Here is a 22,132-nt window from a genome sequence, read left to right as displayed (position 1 = left end):
ATTTAGCTTTGCGCAGCAACTGGCGTCGCTGTCCGGGCTACCTGCTTCAATTTAACGTAAAACGTGGTGCCGTCCTGCGCATTGCTGTCAAACCAAATTTCGCCGTTGTGTAATTCTACAATTTGCCGGCAGATGGACAAGCCCAAGCCGAATGATTTTTCGCCAAGGGTGCCTGGCCGTTTGGCTTCCGTAAACATATGAAAGACAACGTTTTTCATGTCATCCGGAATACCAATACCATGATCATTCACTAAAATCTCGATATCATCTTCAATCTTAATAACCTTAACTTTAATTTTACTTCCTACCGGACTAAACTTTATAGCGTTGACTATAAGGTTACTAACAACCCTCCATATTTTTTCCCGGCTAATGAGTATTTCTTCAGATTCATCAAGTGCCTCCAATAAAATTTGCTGATTTTTTTCGGCTGCTTTAAATTTTAATAATTCAACGCTGTTATAAAGCAGATCGTTAATATCTACCCACTGTTTTTCTAACGCCCCGTTACTGTTATTAGTTGCTTCAAGTATCTCGTTAATGAGTTCAAGGCTATTATAGGCAGTATCTTTAACCAAACGTAAATAACCTCGTTGTTCGGCAGAGCAGTTGTCGTCTTCAATAACCGAGGTGGTAAGTGAGGCAATACCACCTATGGGATTGCGCAGGTCATGCACAACGGTGCGTAATATGCGGTCTTTTTCCTGGTTGCTCAATTCAAGCCCTGCTAGTGCTTTTTGTAAATCTTCGTTCTTGGCGTTAATTTGCAGATTAAGCTCGCTCATTGTACTAAGCAATCTTTTAGACTTTTTCCAATTTGCGTAAAGAAGCATCAATATAGTGATAGCCATAACAAAAACCACAAGAGCAACAATTAAGTAGATACTCTTTAGCTCGTTGGTCCTTTTTAGCTCATTCACTTCATAGGCACCTTCAAAACGTTTCAACTCCTCGGTAACGTCTGTTGCTTTTAGCGTAAACGTTTTTTTAAAAACGGCTGCCTGTGATGCATTAAATTGTTTATAATACTTAACCGAATTAGCATACTGGCCTTTATGCTCGTAATAAGAAGCCATTAAACTATTCCAGTCGGTAACTGCTTCATCGTTATGCGCGGCGAGCAAGTTAGTTTGAACCAATTTTAGCACTAGAAACATAGAATCTATCTGATTCTGCTTTTCGTATAATTTAACCAGCTTCAGCTGCGATAAAAGTGCGTCGTTATTATCAAATCCTTCTTGGCTGTTAATAGAAATGCTTTTTTTAAGTAAAGCCTTTGCCTTATTAAGGTGATTAGTGTTGATGTAAACGGATGCCTGATTGCCATATATAACGCCGCGTGCAGCCTGCAACAATTTGTTGGCAACAGCATATTTTTTTGGCACATTATTTAAGAAAATTAAGGCTTTGTCAAAGTAAAACAATGCGCTGTCAGGCTCGTCAATCTTGTTGAAACTAATGCCAACATTATTAAGTAATTCCTGCCGGCGATAAAATGAACGAAAGGTCAGGTCGCAAGTCATGGTTTCATTAAAACTCGTCCGGAAAGATTGCGCTGCGAGCCGGTACCGTTCCTGCTTATAGAGTATCATACCCATATGGTAGCTGTAATCGCTTAGCATACAGTTGTGTAGTTTGCTGCTTTTGTTGGCTGCCAGCTTGCCTTGAAAATAATTTAAGTAAGCCTCATTATATTTATTCTGTCTGAACAAAACATCACCTCTAAAAAAGCGAGCCTTGCCATACAGCGCAAGCTTGTTCTCCTGGTCGGTAGTAATTTGCGATAGCTTTAATAACTCGTCGGCATAACGCAAAGCCTTGTTATTGTCTCCTTTAATATGTAGATAATAGTTGTAATGAATTGTCAAGAAGTCGGCCCGCTGATTGACAGATAAACTGGAAAGATCAATTATGGCAGAATCGAGGTAAAATACCGCTCGTGCTTGTTTCCCCGAATCGTAAAGCTTATTTGCAGAATCGATTACTACAGAAAAAGAAGCTTGCTTTGCTGATGAATGGCGTTGCTTGCAACCTGAAACGCCCCCAATTAAGGCTATAGCACACACCCAATACCAGAATATCTTATTACAAGGAGTGTGTATACGATACCATAATAGTTGCATTAGTGATCAGCTGGGTTTATTACAATAATAAACTTATTCATCTATAAGTAATTAGAATTTTTTAATATTATTTTATTTAAATGGTAGCCTGAAATAATTTGAGATACCTTTGTTTACCAAGTTAACCACCTCATGATAAAAGTTGGATTGCACGAAGCCGAGTTTTTTGCCCGGCACGGATATTATAAAGAAGAACAAATCTTAGGGAATTATTTTGTTGTAAACATTGAAGCCAGTTTTCATCCCGTGGCTCAAAATATAGAAGATGAGCTTGTGAAAACGCTCAATTATGAGCAGTTATACGAAATAACAACACGCCAAATGAAATTGACAAGGCAGCTGCTTGAAAGTGTAGCTCAAGGCATAGCCGATGATATAATGCAGCAATTTCCATATATACAAAAACTGGATGTGCAGGTAAAAAAACGCAATCCCCCCTTAAAGGGCAGCGTTGGTTCTTCAAGCGTTACAATATCTGTCTGATCAAATTAATTTGTGTTGGTAATAAGCCCTGGCTCGTCATACTCTATCATGCGCTGCCGTTCGCGCTGTGGAATAGGTACCGATTTGTAGTTAGTATAATCGTAACTAATGCAAACCGATTTACCGGTTGTACAAATTTCTTCCTCACCATTGGGCCCAATTTTAACCACTACATAAATTACATCAAAACTGCTGTTGCCTATACGTGAGGTACGAAGGTAACAAGCAATTTGATCGTCAACTTTTATAGGCTTCAGGTAATTGATCTCCGAACGGCCTAATATTACACCATAACTCGACCAATCCCAGTCAACAACTTCTTTCCAATAACTCAATCGGGCTATTTCAAAATAGCTAAGGTAGATGGTGTTGCTAACATTTCCGTAGGCGTCGATATCTGAAAAACGTATGGGGATAACTGTTCGATATTTATAATTAGCTAAGTCTTCGGTCATTATGCGTCAAATTGTCTGTATAATATTGTTTTCAATGACATTATGTCTTTAAAAACGCGAATTTTTGCGTTGGTATAACGCTTGTATAGTATGTAGCAACGAAAATAATTAAAAAACGAATTTTTGGAGGATATAAAAATGACTTTAGTAAAATTTAACAACGGACCAAGAAGAAATCAAGTAGCCCCACGCTTTATTGATGTGTTTGACTCATTGTTTAACGATCAGTATTTTTCATCAGCTACAGTAAGTAAAGTGCCTTCTGTAAATATCATTGAATCAGAAACAGGCTTTGATATTGAATTGGCTGTACCCGGTTTGAAAAAAGAGGATATCAAAATTAACGTGGAAAAAAATCTTTTGACCGTAGCTGCTGAGGCTAAAAAGGAAGAAAGCGCTCCAGTTAAAAATTATACAAAAAAAGAATTTAGCTATGCTTCATTCAGCCGTTCATTCACTTTACCTGAAAGTGTAGATCAGTCTAACATTGAAGCACAATATATTGACGGCGTACTTAAGTTGACCGTAGCTAAAAAAGAAGAAGCCAAATTACAAGCTCGCGAAATAGCAGTTAAGTAATTTGAACCATTTGTTTTCATAAGTTAAGTGTTGGTTTGGTTTGATAAGGCCGTCATGTTTAAAAGCATGGCGGCCTTTCTCTTTTAATTACGCATGTTAATGTATTGCAGGGGCTGGCCAAAGTCTTCGGTGCGGCAAAGGCTAATAACCGATTGCAAATCATCTATCTTTTTTGCTTGTACACGTACTTGGTCGTCCATAATAGACGCCTGTACTTTTAAACCGCTATCTTTAATTTTCTTCACGATTTTTTTGGCAACTTCTTTATCTATTCCTTCCTTAATACTTATTTCTTTGCGTATCATGTTACCCGAAGCATATTCTTCTTTTCCAAAATCAAGCGCTTTAGGGTCGAGCTGTTGCTTTACCATACGGCTGATAATAGAATCCTGAATAGCCTTTAGCCGCATATCGTTCTCCGTTACTATGGTTAGATGATTCGTTTTCTTATCCAGTTCAACAGTGCTTTTTGAATCATTAAAATCAAACCGGTTCAAAATTTCTTTCTTAGCGTTATTGATGGCATTATCTAAGGTTTGCGCATCTATTTTACTTACAATATCAAAAGAGGGCATAGGTATATGTTTAGTTTTACAAGCAAATGTAGGTGTTGTGCAAAGCAATTAGCGAAAACACATTAAAAATATTGAAGTTAATATTAACTTAACATCTAAATAAGCAGTTTTGCATACACACATGCGTTGCCTGGCAATGTCTATTTATGGCGCACAAAAACATTCCTTTAATTAATCGCGAGATAAGCTGGTTGTATTTTAACGACCGGGTTTTGCAAGAGGCGGCCGATATAACGGTTCCGCTTATAGACCGAGTAAAGTTTTTGGCAATCTTTTCATCAAACCTTGATGAGTTTTACCGGGTACGTGTAGCTACTTTAACCCGCTTATCTAACCTTAATGAAAAGTCAAAAGCATTATTGGGCTACAATCCCAAAAAGGTGCTTAATCAAATCAAAACGCTGGTTGTAAAACAGGAAAAAAAATTTAATAATCTGTACGACAATATCATTGTAAAGCAGCTGGCCGAAGAAAAAATATTCATCCTTAACGAAAAGCAGCTGAACGTGTCACGGGGTGCGTTTGTGAAAAAATATTTTCGCGAGCGGTTACTGTCAACGCTGGTACCTATAATGCTGGATGAAGACAAGCCGATGCCAGAGTTGCATGACCGGGCTATTTATTTTTTTGTTAAGTTAACCAAAGGCAAAAAAACACGTTTAGCACTAATTGAGTTGCCTGGTAACTTATCGCGCTTTTTGATATTGCCCGAAACCAATAATTTAAAATTTATAATCCTGATAGACGATATTATACGCTATAGCCTGGAGGACATATTCTTCATATTTGAGTATGATAGCATGGAGGCTTACTCCATTCAGCTAACTCGTGATGCTGAGCTGGACCTGGATAAGGAGGTAAGCGGTAAGTTTATAGATGCGCTGGCCAAAAGCTTGCAAAAACGCCGGAATGGTAAGCCCATGAGGCTATTGTATGATGCTGACATGCAGGATGATATGGTAGCTTACTTAAAACATAGGTTAGGATTAGGTATAGAGAATATGATACCGGGCAACCGATACCATAACTTTAAGGATTTTATTAATTTTCCGAACGTTGGCGGCGCGGAATTAGAATACAAGCGCACCAAATCTTTACCGGTTGATGGTTTGTCTTTCGGCAAAAGCTTAATCAATTTTATTGCAGCGAAGGATTATCTGATCAGCACACCATATCAGTCTTTTGATTATGTTATTCATTTTTTACGCGAGGCGGCTATAGACCCTAAAGTGATCGAAATTAACATTTCGGTGTACCGCCTGGCCAGCGACTCGCGGGTTATGCATGCCCTAATTAATGCGGTACAAAATGGTAAGAAAGTAAATTGCCTGATAGAGTTGCGTGCCCGTTTCGATGAACAGAATAACATTCAATGGACGCGCCGGCTCGAAGAGGAGGGCATAAATGTTATACACGGCATACCCGGTTACAAAGTACATGCTAAAATTTGCATGATAACCCGCATGGAAAAGGGTAAACCAGCCTATTACGCTTGCTTATCAACGGGCAACTATAATGAGAAAACAGCACAAATTTATGCCGATCACACCTTACTAACCGCTAACAAAAAATTAACTGGCGATTTAGTTCAAGTGTTTAGAGCCATCAATAAAGGAACGTTACCAAAAGGCTTAAGTCATCTGATTGTGTCACCTGTTGATTCGCGTCCTGAAATATATAAACTAATAGATACAGAAATTAAAAATGCCAAAGCCGGCAAACCCGCCTATATGGTTTTAAAGATGAACAGCCTGGCCGACGAGCAGTTAATTGCCAAACTGTATGAAGCCAGTAATGCTAACGTTAAAATTCAGTTAATTATACGAGGAATGTGTTGCTTAGTACCCGGTGTTGAAGGCTTTAGTAAAAACATCAAAGTAGTCAGCATTGTTGACAAGTACTTGGAGCATGCCAGGGTACATATATTTGCTAACGGCGGTAAAGAGCTTATTTACCTAACTTCGGCAGATTTTATGAGTCGTAACATTGATAACCGCGTCGAAGTTGGCTTTCCAATTTATGATCTCGACTTGCAGAAGCAAATAAGAGATATTATCAATTTACAATTGCAGGATAACACTAAATCGCGCGAAATAAATAAGACCAATACTAACAAATACCACCGTACCCGCACCGATATACATCACCGGGCACAGGTAGAAATATATGATTATCTTAAACAATTAAATAACCTAACAAATTGAGATACGCCGCAATAGATACTGGTTCAAACGCAGTACGACTGCTAATAGCCGACACAACCGACAATGATGGCAACGTTACATTTAAAAAGAACACGCTGATCAGGGTGCCTTTACGGCTGGGCGACGACGCTTTTTTGCAGCAGCATATATCAGACAAGAAAGCTGATGACCTGGTAAAAACGATGACTGCATTTAAAAATCTGATGGACGTATATAAGGTGAACGATTACATGGCTTGTGCAACATCGGCCATGCGCGAAGCCAGGAACGGTCCAGAAATAATTACAAGAATTAAAGAGGAAGCCAATCTTGATTTGGAAATTATTCATGGCGAACGTGAGGCCAGCATAATCTATGCAAGCCATACCGGTATAGACTTGGATGAGAGCAAGACGTACCTTTACATCGACGTGGGCGGCGGCAGCACTGAGTTGTCGTTATTTGCGGAGGGTGAGTTGATTGCTTCTCAGTCATTTAATATTGGCACCATACGTATACTGGATAACCAGGATAAAGATGAAACCTGGAAAGAGATGCAGGATTTTGTACGGCTGCACACCAAACATTTCAAAATTGTTTATGGTGTAGGCACGGGCGGAAACATCAATAAGCTGTTTAAGCTAAGTGAGGAGAAGGATGGTGAACCCATGAGTTATGCCAAACTGAAATCACTGTACAGTTTCCTGTCATCTTACTCTCTTAAGGATCGCATCAATGTACTAAAGTTAAACCAGGATAGGGCAGACGTAATCATCCCAGCATGTGAGATTTATACCACTGTAATGAAGTGGGCCAACATCAAACAAATCTATGTTCCTACGGTTGGAATGGCTGACGGAATTATCCAAACTTTGATCGAAAAAAATTTACCGAAATAATTTAAATTTATTTTAATAATTAAAAAACCTTTGCTACTTTTGTAATGCCCTCTCAAGGGCATGTTTTTCATAGGTAGATGTAGGGTCGAGTACGAGTTATTCGACCCTTTTTTATGCCCTCAACTTTCGTAGCTTTGTCTTGTTACGATATATCATGAAGAAGAAAATTGTAGTTGCTATTACCGGGGCCAGTGGGGCTATTTATGCTAAACTTTTGCTGGAGCAATTACAGGGCCTGCACGAGCAAATTGCTGACGTATCTATTGTAATGTCTACCAACGCTAAGCAAGTTTGGGAATTCGAATTGAATAATACCGATTACCAAAAGACGCCTTTCAAATTTTATGACAAGCACGATTTTATGGCGCCGTTCGCATCCGGCTCTGCGCGGTACGATACGATGGTAATCATCCCATGTTCAATGGGTACTTTGGGCCGAATTGCTGCTGGCGTATCTGACGACTTGGTTACGCGAGCCGCCGACGTAATTTTAAAAGAGCGCCGTAAATTAATCTTGGTAGCCCGCGATACGCCGTTAAATTTAATTCACTTACGTAACATGACCACAGTGACTGAGGCGGGTGGTATCATTTGCCCGGCAATTCCTTCATTTTACAGCAAACCCCAAACAATTGAAGACGTTGCTATGACCGTAGTAAATCGGGTAGTTGATTTGATAGGCTTAGATCATAGCAGCTACCGCTGGAGTGAACAGCAATAAATTAAGAAAGCTTAGTGGCTTTAAACGTTCTTTGCTATATCGTTTCCTGGCTTGAGGAAAAGAACAAAAAGGGTGTATTGGAAAAAGAGATTTTCAATTACTCATTAAAGCCATAATACGGTCATTTAGGCTAAGTAGTGGCGCCACCTTTGGCCTAACTGTTTTTTGCTAATCACATAAAATTGTATCTTTGCAGCTTGATAATGAACAAGAAAGTTGCTTTTTATACCTTAGGCTGTAAGCTAAATTACTCCGAAACGTCAACCTTAGGCAGGCTGCTTAATAGCGCCGGCTTTGATACTGTTGAGTTTACGGATAAGCCAGACGTTTTTGTAATTAACACCTGCTCAGTAACTGAAAATGCCGATAAGAAGTGCAAGAAGATAGTTAAAGAAGCACTTAAAATTTCGCCTAACGCTTACGTAACTATTGTAGGTTGTTATGCGCAACTTAAGCCACAGGAGATTGCCGAAATTCCTGGCGTTGATCTGGTATTGGGTGCTGCCGAAAAGTTTCAATTGGTTGATCATATCAGCGACCTAACTAAACAAGGCAAGGCCGCAGTTTATAATCAGCCAGTATCTGAAGCGAATCAGTTTATTTCCTCTTACTCATTTGGCGATCGTACTCGCACCTTCCTTAAAGTGCAGGACGGATGTGATTACTCTTGTACATTTTGTACTATACCTATGGCCCGCGGAGCGAGCCGTAGCGACACTATTGAAAGCGCTGTTAACCAAGCCGTAGAGATTGCAGCTTCGGGCGTTAAAGAAATTGTGTTGACCGGTGTTAACCTGGGCGATTTCGGTATTCGAAACGGGCAGCGCGAGGATAAATTCTTTGACCTGGTTAAGGCATTAGATGAGGTTGAAGGCATAGACCGAATTCGCATTTCATCAATAGAACCTAACCTGTTAACCGATGAAATTATTCAGTTTGTGGCTACCTCCAAACGCTTTGTACCACATTTTCATATTCCGCTACAGTCAGGCTCAAACAAAATACTGGGCCTGATGCGTCGTCGTTATCGCCGTGAGCTTTATGTTGATAGAGTAGCTAAAATTAAGGAATTGATGCCTAACTGTTGCATCGGAGTAGATGTTATTGTTGGTTTCCCGGGCGAAACTCGCGAAGATTTTGTAGATACTTATAACTTTCTGAACAGCCTGGACATCTCTTACCTGCACGTGTTTACATACTCGGAACGTGAGAATACATTGGCGGCAGAAATGCCGGGCACTGTTCCAGGTTCGACCCGTGCCGACAGGAGCAAAATGTTGCATATTCTATCTGAAAAGAAACGCCGTGCTTTTTATGATTCACAACTCGGCATAACCGATGAAGTTTTATTTGAGGGCGACAACAAGGATGGCTTTATGCATGGCTTTACACGTAACTATGTAAAGGTTAAAGCTAAGTTTGATCCTGTATTGGTGAATGAGTTAAAGACGGTGAAGCTTACAGCGATCAGTGCAGACGGTGATGTCGAAATTACCGAAAGCGAAGAAATATTTGTGCATTAAGCTTATATTCGCTGCAAATTACCACCTGATGTTTCCAACCCTGTCCGATCTTCTGCAGTACCTAACCGGATTAAATATACCGCCATTACCTATACAAACTTTTGGTTTTTTTGTGGCCTTGGCTTTTATGGCTGCTTACTGGGCTTTTGCGCAGGAGTTTAAACGTAAAGAAAAGCTGGGTTACGTTCATTCATTTCAGCAGACGGTAACCGTTGGTCAGCCAGCATCTATTACTGAATTAATCACCAATGCCGTTTTTGGATTTATAGTAGGTTATAAAATAGTCGATATAGCCCTGAATTATCACACGATGATAGAAGACCCTCAAAGTTTTCTACTATCGACACGTGGTAACTGGATAGGTGGCATAATTGGCGCTGCGGCTATTGCATATTGGGCATATTATGAAAAAAAGAAAGAGCAGTTAGCTGAACCCGTTACCCAACAAGTAACCGTACACCCACATGACCTGATGGGCACCATTTTAGTATGGGCAGCCATATTTGGATTTGCAGGTGCTAAAATATTTAACGCACTTGAAAACTGGGGTGAATTTATGCAAGACCCGGTTGGTATGCTCATCGGCTTTAGTGGTTTAACCTTTTATGGCGGCCTTATTTGTGGTGGAGCCGCCGTGTTATATATTGCCAATAAACATGGGATAAAACCGCTAACCATGCTCGACATTGGTGGACCTGGTATGATGCTGGCTTATGCAGTTGGTCGGATAGGATGCCAAATGGCCGGAGACGGTGATTGGGGCATACCTAACTTAGCTGCAAAACCTAACTGGCTAAGCTGGGCTCCCGACTGGATGTGGTCGTTCAAATATCCGCACAATGTGAGCATGGCCGATCATGATAACCCTATAGCGAACTGCGTTGGCAAGTTCTGTTACGAATTAAAGTTGCCGGTATATCCTACGCCTTTTTATGAATGTGTAGTTTGCTTATTGCTGTTCCTGTTTCTATGGAGCATTCGCAACCACATCAAAACGCCAGGTATAATGTTCGGTATTTATTTAATTCTGAACGGCGTAGAACGATTTTTTATAGAGTTGATCCGCGTGAATACCAAATATCACGTGGCAGGTATACCTTTTACTCAAGCCGAACTTATCTCGCTCCTTCTGGTATTAACTGGTGTGGTGATGATTGTTACCGCTCAAAAAAGAAGAACCGCATTAGAGCACCGGGGTACTAATGGCTAATGAAACCTGGCAACGGCTTACTGCAAATAAGTTTACCCGCTTTTTATTTTCGGCAGGTTCAGGTTTTCTGGTTGATATAATTGCTTTTTATTTATTCGACAATCTCGTATTTACGCAAAAGCGCTATTTAATATTAGGGCACCAAACTGGTAATCATGCCTTATCGTTAATCATATCGTTTACCTTAGGGGTAATGGTTAACTTTCTAATCACCCGTTATCTTGTTTTTTCCGAATCTAAACTGCCCTTTGCTAAACAGTTTTCCCGGTTCTTAATGGTAGCCTTTGTTGGTTATTTTGCCAACCTTGAGGTACTCAAACTGCTTATTAAGTATTTATATCTCTCGCCTTCTGCAGCTCGTATAACGGCAGCGCTCAGTTTATTTTTTGCCAGTTTTTTTATTCATAAAATCTTTTCCTTTAATCTTTCGTTACGTAATCATGCTCGAACAAATCACTAAACAAGTAACAGAGGTAGCCCGCGAAGCAGGCGATTTTATACGTGAGGAACGTAAAAATTTCAGTGCAGACCGAATTGAATTTAAGGGCCTTAATGATCTGGTTTCTTACGTTGATAAGACAGCCGAACAAAAGATCGTGGCGTCTTTGGAAAAGATTCTGCCTGAGGCCGGATTTATTACGGAAGAAAAGACAACGACAAAAATAGGAGAGCGCTACAACTGGATTATAGATCCATTGGATGGCACAACGAACTTCATACATGGCGTTCCTGTGTTTTCCGTAAGTATTGCACTACAGGAGTATGATAAGCTGGTTTCAGGTGTTGTTTACGAAGTGAACCTGGATGAATGCTTTTATGCGAGTATTGATACGCCGGCCTATTTAAATGGCGCCGAAATTAAGGTAAGCAACGCGCCTTCTATTTCAAGCAGTTTGTTAGCTACAGGTTTTCCGTATTATGATTTTACCAAGCAGCAGCAATATATAAACCTCTTTACCGAATTAATGAAAAGTTGCCACGGCTTGCGCAGGATGGGGTCGGCAGCAGTTGATTTGGCTTATACGGCTTGCGGAAGATTTGAGGCTTTTTATGAGTACAATTTAAACCCTTGGGATGTAGCTGCAGGGGTATTGATAGTAAGACAGGCCGGAGGAGATGTGGTTAATTTTAGCGGAGGTGACGAGGTAATAAACACCCGCGAATTACTGGCCACCAATGGAAAAATAACGAAGGAGATGCTGGAAGTGATAAGTCAGCACTTTAAATAAAACGTAAATGCGAGATATGAAGCAATCTAGCCGCTAATCAATAATAGCCTGCGTCTAACTTCATATCTCGCAATTACGAGTTTATTATTCGATGGGTTCGGGTAATTTAAGACATACCCGAAACACGGATTTGTTACAAAGCTTCCGACACTACTTCCTGAACTTCAGGAACCATGCGTTTCAATAAGTTCTCAATACCCGATTTTAATGTAAGGGTTGATGATGGGCAACCACTGCACGAGCCACGCAACTCAACAGTTACAACACCTTCGTTAAATGATTTGTAACTGATAGCACCACCGTCTTGCTCAACTGCAGGGCGTACATAGTCATGCAATATCTGCTGTATCTTTATTTCAGCATCCGTGCCCTCAAAGTTTACCTCTTCTTGTTCTGCCTCCTGAACTTTTAATTCAGCTTCAACAGCGCCTTTTACAAATTCCTTTAGTATGGGTTCGATATCGTCCCAGTCTGTACCTTCTGTTTTGGTTACCGTAACAAAGTTGCTTGCAAAAAACACACCGTTCACAAACGAAAATTTATATAGTTCTTTAGCGAATGGTGATTTTTCGGCACTTTCCTTAGTTGGATAATCTACACTGCCGTTAATCAGCAGTTTATTTACTATGAATTTCATAGTTGCCGGGTTAGGCGTAGATTCGGTATATACGTTGATATTCATGGGTATACAATTTTAATTAGAACAAATTTAAACAGCTTTTTGATTTAACAATGCACCACTACCGGTTTTGACCTCAACATGACTTATACGCCTGTGTAATTAGAAGGGGTAATTTGCTTCAGTTCAGCCTTTACATCATCCGCTACTGCTAAGCCATCCACAAAGGTAGCTATACTAGCTGCGTTAATTTGTTGATTAGTCCGGGTAAGGTCTTTCAAAGCCTCGTACGGGTTGGGGAAGTTCTCACGGCGCAAAATAGTTTGGATAGCCTCTGCCACTACAGCCCAGTTGTCCTCCAGGTCTTGCTTGATGGCTACTTCGTTCAAAAGTAATTTATTTAAGCCGCGTATTGTAGATTTGATTGCAATAAGCGAATGTGCTACAGGCACGCCAACGTTACGAAGCACGGTTGAATCTGTTAAATCGCGTTGTAACCTCGATACCGGTAATTTAGCTGCCAGGTGTTCATAAAGTGCATTGGCCAAACCTACATTGCCTTCGGAGTTTTCAAAGTCGATTGGGTTTACTTTGTGCGGCATAGCCGACGAACCCACCTCTCCGGCTTTGATTTTCTGCTTAAAGTAATTCATGGATATGTAGCTCCACATGTCGCGGTCCAGATCCATAATGATATTGTTAATGCGCTTTAATGAGTCGCATTGCGCCGCAAAGTTATCGTAGTGTTCTATCTGCGTAGTGTATTGTGAGCGCTTTAACCCTAAAATGTTATTTACAAAATGATTTCCAAAATCGGTCCAGTTAATAGCAGGATAGGCCACATGGTGCGCATTAAAATTACCGGTAGCACCACCAAACTTTGCAGAAAAAGGTACAGCCTTAGCCAATGTCAATTGGTTCTCTATGCGCTCAACAAAAACTTCAATTTCCTTACCTAGGCGGGTAGGTGATGCCGGCTGTCCGTGTGTATGGGCCAGCATAGGTACGGCTTTCCAGTCTTGCGCGTATTTTTTTAAAACAGCAAGCAAATCTTCTATAGCCGGATAGTAAACCTCATGCAAGGCTTGTTTAAAAGAATAGGGTATGGCTGTGTTATTAATATCTTGCGAGGTTAAGCCAAAGTGAATAAACTCTTTGTAGTCCTGCAGGTTTAAGGTATCAAATTTTTGTTTGATGAAATACTCAACCGCTTTAACGTCGTGATTAGTAGTGCTTTCGATAATCTTAATAGCTTCAGCATCACTTTCAGAAAATTGCTGATAAATTACTCTTAGGCTATCAAATATGCTTTTATCAAAGCCTTTCAATTGCGGCAAAGGATGTTCGCATAAAGCAATAAAGTATTCAATTTCTACATAAACCCGGTATTTTATCAGAGCATATTCAGAAAAATAAGGTGCCAGTGTTGCGGTTGCGTTATGATAGCGGCCATCAACAGGTGATATGGCCATAAGCGGAGTAAGCGACATACTAGAAAAAGTTTTCGCAAAGGTAACAAAGTAGCCGGAATGTGCTTACTGCAAAAACGCAAGACTGCATCAATTAACAGGCACCCATAAGTAAACCTACCGGCAAAAGCGCAAGGAACAGTTATACTCTTATACTGATTCGTATAAAATTGGGCAATGATAGTCAAACACTATTCGTGCTTTTTATGTACTTTGTATAACTAATAATTAAATGTAGCTATGAGATTCAAAATAACTAACCCGTTTTGGCAAGCAGTGGGCTTGGGTACTATAGCCGGTTTCCGTTCCATGTCGGCACCGGCGTTAACCAGTCATATACTAAGTCACCACCAGTCTAAAGCGTTAGCCAATTCTTCCTTAAGTTTAATGCAATCTAACAAAGTGGCTACTGCTTTTAAGCTTCTGGCCGTAACAGAATTTATTGGCGATAAGCTACCCAATGCTCCTGATCGTATCAAACTGCCGGTAATATCGGCCAGGTTTTTAGCTGGTGCACTTGCCGGCGCAAGTGTTTATAAAGCACGAGGCGGCCAGGCTTACGTGGGCGCTTTGTTAGGAGGCAGCGCGGCCATACTATCAACATTTGGTAGTTTCTATTTACGCAAAGCAACTGTAAAAGGCACTAAGATTATGGATCCTATCATTGGCGGTATTGAGGATGCACTGGTAATTGGTGCGAGTGCAGGCTTGGCAAAAGCAGCTTAATATTTTGTAAAACTGCACAATATGTAAGTGCATAAACAGTTATATAATTACTTACGATATTTGCATAAGTAACCAGATTAGTTTTTATGCAACAAAAAGACTTCTTTAAATAGAGGTGATTGTTTTAGAGTGATTGAAGCAGGCCGGGAAATTAAGCTTTCCGGCTTGTTTTTTTATAACGAGACCAAGGTTTTCATCGCAATATTACCCGCAAGCAATTTATGGATGGGGCATGCTTCAGCAACTTGCAATAATCTTTCAACCTGTTTAGCTATGAGATCACCTTTAAAACTAAGGCTGGTTTCGATCAAATGGCCATCGTTCACTGCATAAATCTCCAACTCAGCCTTAATTTCGTCTACTACCCACATTTTTCTTTCGATATACATTCGTAGCGTAATAATAGTGCAGCTGCCTAAGCTTGACAGTAACAAGCCATAAGGCCCCATGCCTGTGTCACTTCCATTCAATTCTGCGGGTTCATCAACTATAATGGAATGATTACCGCTATTGGCTATCGTTTGATATTGTGAGCGCCCAATAGTAGTTGTAGCTTTGGCAACTAATCTTTTTTCAGTATTCATAAGCAATAAAGGTACAGCTTTACGGCTATACCTTTACATGAGTGTGGAACAACAGGTGCCACGAATAAAATAACTTAATGATTAATAGAAATCATAACAACGTGTTGATCCCATAAATTTTGGTGAGCCGGTACGAGACGGTAAGGTGGTTTCATATCCTAAGCTGCCCTCCGTTGTTCCGCTGGTGTTGCTGTAATTTAACTTGGAGGTAGGTGCATCGTGGCTGATACCGAAACGCATTTTTTCGCCACCATCCTTGTTTATAAAAAGATCGAAGATGAAAGACACCACAAATGAACTTGGACCGGTTTGTCCTCCGCTGCGGTACCATAAACCCGCATTTACGCTACGGCGTTTGTATTGCATACCGGCACTTAATGAGGTTGATGATGCTTGCTTGTACATAACCACCGAAGGTATTACATATGACTTCTCATCCTCGTCGTAGTTATCGTATGGATTAAGATCCCAACGGTAGCTTAAGTGACCGGTTGCGCGCATTGGTAACTTTGCTGAAGCTCCGGTAAACGATTGATCGGGACGGTTAATGTGTTGCAATGCGCCGCCAGCCATAAAATTGCCCATTACGAGGTTGATGCCGGCGCCGGCGTCAAAGTAAAATTTGTTATTCAACTGCCCTAAATCAGCTGCTGATTGTGATCCGGGAATGTAACCCAGGCGAGGATCGATCTGGTCACCAAAAACAAGCTTGCTGCGATCAATGGTACGGTTACCAATACCCGCTTGTAAGCCAAACGATAAAACAAAATCGTCAGAACCCACACTGTATGAATAGATGCCGGCCAGGTTGTTTCGTAAATAATAAGCGGTACCCTCATTAGCACGTGTAAACATTAAACCAACGCCGCCACCAAATTTGGGTATGTTCAGGTCTACTGATGCGGTTAAGTAACTAAGTGCACCAGGGAGGGAAGACCACTGGTTACGATAAATCATATTAACGCGTAAATCACCTTCAAATTGACCATTTAGCGCCGGGTTTAAGTACACAGGCGAATTAAAGAATTGCGAATACTGATGATCCTGCGCCTTTGTAACGGCAGCTGTCAACAGCATCATAACGCTCAAAATATAATATCTGATTCTCGTCATCTTCATTACCTTATTAAGTGTATAGCACCTGTTCGTTTAGGCGACGAATTGTTATACGACATTCCCTTCCATTCAGAACCATTAATAAAACTGGCTTCGATTTGCCAAATGTATACCCCCTGCGGCAATGGTGATCCTTGGAAGGTTCCGTCCCAGGAATCGGTTGGCTCGCCACGTGCATCAAGCTTCGTTGTTTCCCAAACCATTTGACCGTAGTTATTAAATATGCGCATGTGCCACTGGCGTAAACCCGATCCTTTTGTGGCAAACGTGCGTAACTCAGGGTTAGTACTGCTTGGCGTAAATGCATTAGGCACATACAACTGCCCCGGTATGCCAGTTATACGCACATAGTGCGTTTTAGTTGTACCACAATACTGGTTTGATGTGGTTAACGTAACTTTGTATAGCCCCGTATCGGCATAGGCATGCGTTGGGTTCTGTTGCGTTGAAGCGGAACCATCACCAAAGTTCCATCTCCATGACTTAGGATTATTACTTGTTAAATCCTCAAAAGAGAAAGTGTAATTAGGATACGTTTGTATACTGTCGGGTCTTGCCCTAAATTCGGCTATAGACGGAGCGTTAACAGTAATAGTACGTGTTGTTGTTTCTGTACAACCCGTGGTACGGTTGGTAACTGTTAACGTAACCGTGTAGGGTGAGCTTAGGTAATCGTACGTATGTGCCGGCGGTGTGCGCTGTTCAGATGTATTAGGGTTGCTTGCGGTAGCCCGGGCATCACCAAAATTCCAGCTGTAAGCAAAATCGCCCGCGTTAGTTGGTTCCGGGGTGTTGTTTGCGAAGTTTACCGTTAAGGTTTTACATCCTACACCATTATCCGGCGTAAAGGCTGGTGCCGGCTTCTCGCTTACCACAACAGTTACCGCTTGTGAAGGCGCGTTTTGTGCACAATCATTAGTGGCATATAAAATAACCTGGTAGGTGCCGGCACGGGTAAACGTATGCGGCAAGCCGTTGGTGTTTAAGGTAGTTGTCGGCACACTTCCGTCGCCCCAATCAATGCGGTAAAATGTTCCGCCCTGGCTCGTATTAATAAAATTAACGGTATGCGGTGCGCAGCCAAAGCGTTCGCCGGTAGTAGCGGTGGTTATACCTGCAAACACGGTACGTGCACTTACCACAATAGGAATACCAGCACTGCGCCCTGTACCACACGTAGATTGCGCTTCCATGTAAACAGAGTAATTACCTTGGTCTGGAATCACCAGTGTTTGCTGCGCTTTGTTGTTGACCGGTACGGGGGTAATTACATCGTTACCACTGGCATCAACAACATGGTAAATGTACTTATCATTGTTGCCTGGCGAAATATTATCAACCACCAATGAGAATGGTGCACAACCCGAAGTGGATTTTGGTGAAATACGGGCAACCGGTACAGCAGGCTTAATAGTAACCGTACTAGTCATGGTGGTAACACTACATGACGTAGTAGCTGTAAGCTTAACGGTGTATTCTACGTCTTTACCATCAGTTGAGGCTGCGAATGTTACCTGATCCGGCTGTTCTTTGGTTGACGTTATTCCGTTGCCAAAGTCCCACAAATAGGTGCCGCCGCCTATTGGGGTTGATGTGTTGGTAAAAGTTACGTTGGTTGTACCACAGTTTTGTGTAGCTGTTTGCGTATAACTTGCCGTTACAAATTTTACAGTCTTAAAAATATGTGTTGAAACTGCAGATTCACATCCAAACTTGCTAGTCACCACCAGGCGAATTTCAACGGTTTCACCGTCAGTATTAATCGTATATCCTGGGAACGTTACGCCGGTTCCGATTATCTGGTTGTTGGCATACCAAGTGTAATCGGCGTTGCGGTCGGGGTAGGCTACACCTTTAATATTTTGTGCGTTCAATGCAAATGGTATACAATCAGCATCTTTGGTCCACGTAAATTCGGCTTTAGCATCCGGATTAACAGTGATGGAAATGGTGTTGCTATAATTACTTTGAACACCATTACATAATAGTGAGCTAACAACACGACGATACTGAATATTACCAATTAAAACAGGTGTAGTATAATTAACATCGGTAGCGCCGGTAATATTCGACCAGTTGTTTCCGCCATCTGTGCTGCTTTGCCACTGGAAACTGAAATTGCCGTCAGCACCAGCTGGCGTACTGCCTGTTATTATACCTGCCGAATGATTAACACAAACATCGGTTGTTGGTATGCTGATACTGTTGCCGCTGATAGCAGGCTGTACCATAATTTGTACTACGTTACTTTTATCCTCCGTACAAGCGCCAGAACTTACTGAACGTCTGAAGTAAGTAGTTTCAATAACCTGCATGTTTAGGTTTTTGCCGGTTTGGTTAGAAAGAACCAACCAATTTGTGCCATCGGCGCTGCTTTCCCACAAGTAGGTGTAAGTGCCGCTGCCTCCGGTTGGTGTGCTGCCTGTAATGCTTATGTTTTGACCAGAACAGGTAGTTGGGCTGGTTAAAGTAACGGTGTTGTTGCTGATAGGAGGGTTATTTGTAACCTTTACTTCATTAAACTTGGGTGTACACTGCGCTGCGCCGGTTATTGTCCATCTAAAGGTATACACCTGGCCTTGTTGCAGGCCGCTTACTGTGGTGTTAAACTTTGTGGCGTCGGTAAACGAAACGCCCGACTGGCCAGAAATTAGTGTCCATGTACCGGTAAACGAACCTGGATCGTTTCCTTTTAGCTGGTAAGTTGCTTGGTTACATAACACAGCATCGGTACCGGCATCAGCATCGGGTACCTGCGGTTGTACGGTTATTGTTATGGTCTTGGCGTCGCCGCTACAGTTATCTGCCGAACTTGTATTGTATGGGGTGACCGTATAAGTTACGGTAGCCGGGACAGTTCCGGTGTTGATCAGTACCTGGCTTATACCGGTTACGTTTGTTGGGGCGCCCTGATCTGCTGCACCTGTTACATCGCCCGTTGTGGCAACTGTCCAGGTATATCGGGTGCCAGTTACATTGGATGTGAACTGTACCCCAGCCGGTGAGCCGCTACAAATAGTGTTACCTGGCTGACCTGTCAAATTAATCTCTGGTTTGGGCACTACCGTTACCGTGAGGTTGAATGGTGTTCCATCACAGCCGCTAGCGTTAGGTACAATAGTATAAGTCACTGTTCCATTAGCAGTAGGCGATGAATTAACCAACACATCATTAATATCGCCCGACCCGCTGGCTGTAAAGCCGCTTACATTAGCTGAGCTTTGTGTAACCTGCCAGTTAAAAGTACTACCAGCAACGGTTGATGTAGGTACATAGGCTACTGTACCACCGGTGCATATTATTTTTGTAGCAGGACTTGTAATATCGTTTTGCGGATTGATGTTGATAATTACATCATCCTTAATAGTAGCGCAATCGCCCGGAAGGGTTGTGGTTATCGTTACGGTCAGCTTTACCTGGCCAGCAGTTCTATCTGCCGCACTGGGCGTATAAACCGGCTTGTCAATATTTTTATTGCTAAAAGTTCCGGTTCCTGAAGTAGTCCAAACCAAGGTATTGTACGCACCGGTTACCGATCCATCCAACTGGGCAGGTGAGCCAAAGCACACTGTTTGATCCGTTCCCGCTGTAAGGGTCGGCGCTTCTTTAAACGTGATATGCTGTGTTTGCGATGTTACTGTACCGCAATCATTAGTGTGTTTAACGGTTACATCGTAGGTGCCAAAGTCAGGAAAACTTATTTGTGGATATTGACTGTTAGCTGTCGTATTATTTACGAATGTTGCAGGTGCAACGCCATTTTGTCCAACTACTGTCCACAAGTAAGTATCCGGTTTTGGGTCAACAGTACCGGTTAAAACAACCCGCGTGGCGCTGCCGGTAGTATTATCAAATGTTAAAATTTGTCCTTTACCGCACAGTGAAAAATCAGGCGATAGGGTGGCAGTTGGCACATTGCTTACAATGATGGTTTTGATGGTACTTTGAGCCACATCACAAACGCCGTTATCAACTTCTAACTGTACGTCATATTTGCCGGCTGTCGAAAAGATGATTTGAGGGTTAGAGCTATTCTTGGTTGATCCGGCTGCATAAGTATAACCGGTAGCTGGGGTTATTTTCCAATTATAAGTAATGGGATTGTTGCAGGGGTTGCTAACTACAGAGGCGTTAGTTAAAGTAACAGGGCCGCCTCCTATACATATGTTGGTTGGTACGTTGGTGGCTGCCTGCGGTGCATCCTGCACACAAATGGTGTGCACTGCATCTGGAGCAATACATGGCGTTGCGCTGGTAAGCTTTAAAGATACGGTATAGGTGCCCGCAGTAGTAAAGGTATATTTAAACGGTATATTTTTTTTTGAGTTGAACGGTGGTACCGGCTGCCCGTTTATATACCATTGGTAAGTTGCATTAGGATTCTCACAAGATGCACCGCCAGCAGTACTGCTCACAATCTGACCGGCGTAGGATATGTTGGTGAATGTAACCTCCTTACCGGTACAAGCTTTTGTTGGACCACTTATAGCATTTTTAGGTGGTGATAACACAGCCTGGTCACCGCTCAGTGTCTTCGTTTGATCGGGGCAGTAAGGGTTTGATACTCTAAAGGCGACCTCGAATTTATTGGTAACAACACCTTCAGCGTTCTTGGCTCCGCATGATGAAACGAGGTAATCATGGCTAAGCACACCGTTGGTAGCTAAAATCTGAAAGTAGGTTAAATTTGAATTGCTGCCATCGCCCCATTTGATATTATAAATGGTGCCCGGGTAGTTGGTTTGAATACCGCCACCACCAGTTATATTTACACTATACGAAACGCGCGCATAACTTTGCTCAGGCAAACACACGCTCGATGAGTTTTGCGTTTGGAAACTGTTGCTGATGTAATTATTAATTAGCAGATAAGCCTTTGTGCCTACAACGCCATTATTCACTGCCTTAACCAGTATAGTATAGTTGCTCGTTTTAGCTGTAAATGTGGTAGGCGTGCTTAAGGATATGGTTTGTTCATCAGCCTGCGATAAATCATTAAAAAAGTTAGCTGTTACTGTAGACCCGGGTGTTGACTGGTCTACAAATAGGAAAGGATAATCGCCGTTGGTGAAACAAGTCCCAAATACTTCGGGGCTCGTGCTGCTTACTTCTGTTGAACTTGTACCCGCTTGTACAGCTGTGCCAGCTGCAACGGTGAAAGCAGTTGAGGGGGCGCTCACTGTAAGTGGGGCGGTTGTTTTTACTCTAACCTTATAACCCGTTCCTGCAGGCGTATTAGCAGGCAAAACACCGTTCACAAACCCTGTGTAATAACCGCTAAATTCCCCTATAAATTTTTCTGCGGCAAAGTTGCCGTTGGCATCCGATAAGTATAGTTGGTACTTATTGTTATTAGCGTTCAGATCACCGTTGGCATCTGTAACGGTTAAGGTAGCGGCAATGGTAGAACCTGGCGCATACGGACCAGCATCAACATTACGGATGGTTACTGTTTGGGCATAAACACTTGCACCACCGCAAACACAACAACAAAAGACAAGCCCTGCAATAAACCGTGTAAATATTCTAACCATCTAAAATGTAAAGTATATGAACGTATTCGGCTATATTTAAAATAGCAATTAAGTCCTTTTACGGTAGGATGGTGGAAAGGTTAGTGCGAAAAAAAATTATTTAA

General features: G+C 41.8%; 18 protein-coding genes. 10 read left to right on the top strand and 8 right to left on the bottom strand.

Annotation, left to right across the window (positions count from 1 at the left end):
• Nucleotides 1–2: 2 nt before the first annotated feature.
• Nucleotides 3–2,123 carry a HAMP domain-containing sensor histidine kinase gene (locus tag ABDD94_RS12045; protein ID WP_345952450.1) on the bottom strand — a complete coding sequence of 707 codons (2,121 nt, stop codon included), beginning with the start codon at nt 2,121–2,123 and terminating at the stop codon, nt 3–5.
• 132 nt (nt 2,124–2,255) lie between these two features.
• Here ABDD94_RS12045 and folB point away from each other — a divergent pair, with 132 nt between their 5' ends.
• Complete coding sequence (folB, locus tag ABDD94_RS12040) at nt 2,256–2,606, top strand: dihydroneopterin aldolase (protein ID WP_345952449.1); 351 nt, start codon at nt 2,256–2,258, stop codon at nt 2,604–2,606.
• Nucleotides 2,607–2,611: 5 nt separating this feature from the next.
• On the opposite strand, the gene ABDD94_RS12035 is transcribed toward folB, so the two are convergent.
• Complete coding sequence (locus tag ABDD94_RS12035) at nt 2,612–3,061, bottom strand: thioesterase family protein (protein WP_345952448.1); 450 nt, start codon at nt 3,059–3,061, stop codon at nt 2,612–2,614.
• A 138-nt stretch (nt 3,062–3,199) separates the two neighbouring features.
• Between ABDD94_RS12035 and ABDD94_RS12030 the strand changes: the two genes are divergently transcribed.
• Nucleotides 3,200–3,640: an Hsp20/alpha crystallin family protein gene (locus tag ABDD94_RS12030; protein ID WP_345952447.1), complete on the top strand. Its 441-nt coding sequence runs from the start codon at nt 3,200–3,202 to the stop codon at nt 3,638–3,640.
• An 83-nt stretch (nt 3,641–3,723) separates the two neighbouring features.
• Here ABDD94_RS12030 and ABDD94_RS12025 read toward each other — a convergent pair whose 3' ends face one another.
• A complete protein-coding gene (locus ABDD94_RS12025; RefSeq protein WP_345952446.1) occupies nt 3,724–4,215 on the bottom strand; it encodes a YajQ family cyclic di-GMP-binding protein in 492 nt (163 codons plus the stop codon).
• Nucleotides 4,216–4,361: 146 nt separating this feature from the next.
• On the opposite strand from ABDD94_RS12025, the gene ppk1 reads away from it, so the two are divergent.
• From ppk1 to ABDD94_RS11990, 7 genes are all read left to right on the top strand, one after another.
• The gene (gene ppk1 / locus ABDD94_RS12020; RefSeq protein ID WP_345952445.1) at nt 4,362–6,419 is read left to right on the top strand and encodes a polyphosphate kinase 1; all 2,058 of its coding nucleotides are present in this window, start codon (nt 4,362–4,364) and stop codon (nt 6,417–6,419) included.
• Entirely contained in the window at nt 6,416–7,297 is an 882-nt protein-coding gene (locus ABDD94_RS12015; RefSeq protein WP_345952444.1) for an exopolyphosphatase, read from the top strand. The genes ppk1 and ABDD94_RS12015 overlap by 4 nt, the downstream gene beginning before the upstream one ends.
• A 154-nt stretch (nt 7,298–7,451) precedes the next feature.
• Complete coding sequence (locus tag ABDD94_RS12010) at nt 7,452–8,018, top strand: UbiX family flavin prenyltransferase (RefSeq protein WP_345952443.1); 567 nt, start codon at nt 7,452–7,454, stop codon at nt 8,016–8,018.
• A gap of 203 nt (nt 8,019–8,221) precedes the next feature.
• A complete protein-coding gene (gene mtaB / locus ABDD94_RS12005; protein WP_345952442.1) occupies nt 8,222–9,541 on the top strand; it encodes a tRNA (N(6)-L-threonylcarbamoyladenosine(37)-C(2))-methylthiotransferase MtaB in 1,320 nt (439 codons plus the stop codon).
• Between the two features lie 28 nt (nt 9,542–9,569).
• Nucleotides 9,570–10,751 (top strand): prolipoprotein diacylglyceryl transferase family protein, encoded by a 1,182-nt coding sequence (locus ABDD94_RS12000; RefSeq protein ID WP_345952441.1) that lies wholly within the window; start codon nt 9,570–9,572, stop codon nt 10,749–10,751.
• Entirely contained in the window at nt 10,744–11,211 is a 468-nt protein-coding gene (locus ABDD94_RS11995; RefSeq protein WP_352432868.1) for a GtrA family protein, read from the top strand. The genes ABDD94_RS12000 and ABDD94_RS11995 overlap by 8 nt, the downstream gene beginning before the upstream one ends.
• Complete coding sequence (locus ABDD94_RS11990) at nt 11,192–11,980, top strand: inositol monophosphatase family protein (protein ID WP_345952440.1); 789 nt, start codon at nt 11,192–11,194, stop codon at nt 11,978–11,980. Before ABDD94_RS11995 ends, ABDD94_RS11990 begins: the two co-directional genes overlap by 20 nt.
• Before the next feature lie 133 nt (nt 11,981–12,113).
• Here ABDD94_RS11990 and ABDD94_RS11985 read toward each other — a convergent pair whose 3' ends face one another.
• A complete protein-coding gene (locus ABDD94_RS11985; protein ID WP_345951854.1) occupies nt 12,114–12,662 on the bottom strand; it encodes a NifU family protein in 549 nt (182 codons plus the stop codon).
• An 83-nt stretch (nt 12,663–12,745) separates the two neighbouring features.
• Nucleotides 12,746–14,089, bottom strand: coding sequence for an adenylosuccinate lyase (gene purB / locus ABDD94_RS11980; protein ID WP_345952439.1), 1,344 nt, complete (start codon nt 14,087–14,089; stop codon nt 12,746–12,748).
• Between the two features lie 219 nt (nt 14,090–14,308).
• Here purB and ABDD94_RS11975 point away from each other — a divergent pair, with 219 nt between their 5' ends.
• Nucleotides 14,309–14,794 (top strand): DUF4126 family protein, encoded by a 486-nt coding sequence (locus ABDD94_RS11975; protein WP_345952438.1) that lies wholly within the window; start codon nt 14,309–14,311, stop codon nt 14,792–14,794.
• Between the two features lie 173 nt (nt 14,795–14,967).
• Here ABDD94_RS11975 and ABDD94_RS11970 read toward each other — a convergent pair whose 3' ends face one another.
• The 3 genes from ABDD94_RS11970 to ABDD94_RS11960 form a co-directional block, all read right to left on the bottom strand.
• The gene (locus ABDD94_RS11970; RefSeq protein ID WP_345952437.1) at nt 14,968–15,378 is read right to left on the bottom strand and encodes an OsmC family protein; all 411 of its coding nucleotides are present in this window, start codon (nt 15,376–15,378) and stop codon (nt 14,968–14,970) included.
• Between the two features lie 81 nt (nt 15,379–15,459).
• The gene (locus tag ABDD94_RS11965; protein ID WP_345952436.1) at nt 15,460–16,491 is read right to left on the bottom strand and encodes a PorP/SprF family type IX secretion system membrane protein; all 1,032 of its coding nucleotides are present in this window, start codon (nt 16,489–16,491) and stop codon (nt 15,460–15,462) included.
• Nucleotides 16,492–16,496: 5 nt separating this feature from the next.
• Nucleotides 16,497–22,028, bottom strand: a complete 5,532-nt coding sequence (locus ABDD94_RS11960) for a PKD domain-containing protein (RefSeq protein ID WP_345952435.1) — start codon at nt 22,026–22,028, stop codon at nt 16,497–16,499.
• Between the last annotated feature and the right edge of the window lie 104 nt (nt 22,029–22,132).

It is taken from the genome of Mucilaginibacter sp. PAMB04168 (genome assembly GCF_039634365.2).
Classification (GTDB): domain Bacteria; phylum Bacteroidota; class Bacteroidia; order Sphingobacteriales; family Sphingobacteriaceae; genus Mucilaginibacter.
The sequence above is the reverse complement of the archived record's forward strand: the minus strand, read 5'-3'. Positions and strand labels throughout refer to the sequence as shown.